We start from the raw sequence: 2,600 nt of genomic DNA on the forward strand, positions 1-2,600 counted from the left end.
AAGCTGACCGTCAAACTGATTAAAAGCAACGTCAGCAGCAGCTCAAACAGCGTGAATCCTTTAAGAGTCCGATGCTGCATCCTAGAAGCCGACATTTTGAATGGATAGAATACTCAGCATCATAACCAGCACAATACTGCCGATTATTATACCCATAATACCAATGAGAGCAGGCTCCATCAGTACCAGCATCCGGTTAATGCTCTCGTTCATCTCGTCTGATAATCGGCGCCCGATGTCTGAGAAAGCGATTCCCAGCGAAGCCCTGTCCTGGCTGACTTCCAGCAGAGAGGCGTGAAAGTCTGGGAGAAAATGCGCATTGATCAACGCCTCGGCAGCGTTTTTACCCTCTCTGATGCTGTTGGCTGCAGTCAGCAGAGATTGCTGGGATTGTGGATTGACTATGGTCTTGGCTGAGATCAACAGCGCATCGTATACCAGCAGGCCGGAACTGAGGGCCAGGCTCATCGCATTACAAAAGCGAATTTGATCAGCTTGCTGCAGATTGCCGCGGACTAATGGCAGTTTGAACAGAAACTTGTTAAGTACCATCCGGTACTGGGGATGTTTAAGCATCCAGGCAATCAAAAATGCAACAGAGAATGAGCCGAGAAGAATGTGGTACTGAAAGTCGATGGTAAAGTTACTGACGCTGATCAGTGCACTGGTATACCAGGGAATCGATTCTGCACCCTCAAAAATACCGGTGATGCGCGGCACGATAAAGTTGAAGATAAAAAAGATCGCCAGAATCGAGAAGGTGAGTATCGCCGCTGGGTAAATTGTAGCTTTCTGAATATCCTTACGTAACCGGATGCGGCTTTGCAGGCTCAGGGCGATAAAGTCGAATGTAGAACTCAGATTGCCGATTTTCTCACCCAACTCAATACTAGCAAGAAAAATATCGTCTATATGGTCCTCATATTCACGTAAGGCGTTACGAAAAGACTGACCGTCTTGCAGCTTCGTATGCAGATCTTCGACCAGTATTTTGATGTTCTCTGGCAGCTTTCCTCGTGCCAATAGTTCCATGGCGCGGTCGACTTTGACACCATTCGCTGCTAGGTACGCTAAGCGTGAAAAAACCGTTTCGAGTGCGTGATCATCTAACTGAAAGCGGGCGACAGTGCTCTTTTTATAAGGGGTGAGCTCCAGCAAAGCCCATCCACGGTCTTGTACGAATTGCAAAGCCTGTTGTTCTGTGCCTGTGAACTCACCTTCAATTCGCTTGCCTGCTTCATTAACTGCTGTGTATTTGAAACGCATACTTCTCAGCCCGCAACCCTGATAACTTCAGATAGAGTTGTTTCTCCGTTAAGTACACGCTCTATGCCGTCTTCGTATAAGCTTCTAAAGCCGCGATTGCGGAGGTGGTTCGCCGCATTGCTGGTAAACTGAGAGTCTTTTTTGATTCTCATGATATCGTCGTCCCACGGCATATACTCTGTGATCGGGATCCTGCCTTTGTAGCCACTGTGGTTGCACTGGTTGCAGCCTTTGGCTTCAAACAACGTACTATTTATACCTTGTTCGGCACGCTGCTGGATGGGTTCGACCAAGAGTTCCGGAAGCCCTTCTACTGGCGATTTACAGCCTGGGCACAATTTTCGTAACAGACGCTGGGCAACGATGGCGACCAACCCAGAGTTGATCAGATGCTCTTCGACACCGAGTTCCAGTAGTCGGGTAAATGCACCGGGCGCATCGTTTGTATGGACGGTACTGAAGACAAGGTGGCCGGTAATAGCGGATTGCAGGGCAATACGTGCAGTTTCAGCATCTCGGATCTCGCCGACCATTATTATGTCCGGGTCCTGACGGACAACACTTCGGAGGCCGGCTGCAAAATCGAATCCGATCTCTGGGTGTACTTGCATCTGGTTGAGACCCTCAATACTGTACTCGATAGGGTCTTCCAGTGTAATGATCTTACGCTGCTGGGTGTTCAGTCGATTAAGCAGTGCATACAGCGTGGTGGTTTTACCGCTACCAGTTGGGCCGGTCATCAGAATGACGCCCGATGTGCGCTGCAGATCATGAATGAGGTTGTCCTGCACATCCGTTGAGAGGCCGATATGCTCAAGGTCATGAGATACGCTGTCGTTCGACAGGAAACGCATCACCATACTTTCACCTTCCCCAAGTGGCAGTGCCGAAACACGGATATCCAGGGGCGCACCGTCAACTTCCTGCTCGATTTTTCCGTCCTGAGGACGTCGTCGCTCAGAGATATCCATCCCCGAAAGGATTTTAATACGTGAGATGGCTGCCAACTGTAACTGGGGAGGTAGTACATCAAGGTCACTCATGATGCCATCCACACGAATTCTAGCTCGGTAGCCGTCCTGGTACGGTTCAATATGTAAATCGGAAGCACCCGCTCTGAGGCTTCGGGATATCAGGCTATTCACCAGATTCACTGTTGGAGCTTCTTCTGCGAGCGCCAGGGTTTTTTCCGGATCGCTATCATCGGATAAAATCTGGTGAAGAGCTCTGCGCCGGTTCGCCAAGAGCTTTCGATAGCGTACCTCGTTGGTGTAGTAACAGAGGTAAGTGATGCCGTGCAAAGCCAGGTATTGTAAAGCTTCTGACTGCAGAGG

3 protein-coding genes are annotated in these 2,600 nt (G+C 49.5%); all 3 read right to left on the reverse strand.

The window, feature by feature from the left end; genetic code table 11:
- A partial coding sequence (locus ABYW01_RS18965; RefSeq protein ID WP_372835875.1) for a prepilin-type N-terminal cleavage/methylation domain-containing protein occupies positions 1-95 on the reverse strand: 95 nt, incomplete at its 3' end.
- Complete coding sequence (locus ABYW01_RS18970) at positions 82-1,266, reverse strand: type II secretion system F family protein (protein WP_372835871.1); 1,185 nt, start codon at positions 1,264-1,266, stop codon at positions 82-84. The genes ABYW01_RS18970 and ABYW01_RS18965, both read right to left, overlap by 14 nt.
- 5 nt (positions 1,267-1,271) lie before the next feature.
- A partial coding sequence (locus ABYW01_RS18975) for a GspE/PulE family protein (protein WP_372835873.1) occupies positions 1,272-2,600 on the reverse strand: 1,329 nt, incomplete at its 5' end.

Source organism: Pontibacterium sp. (genome assembly GCF_041587635.1).
GTDB lineage: Bacteria > Pseudomonadota > Gammaproteobacteria > Pseudomonadales > Balneatricaceae > Pontibacterium.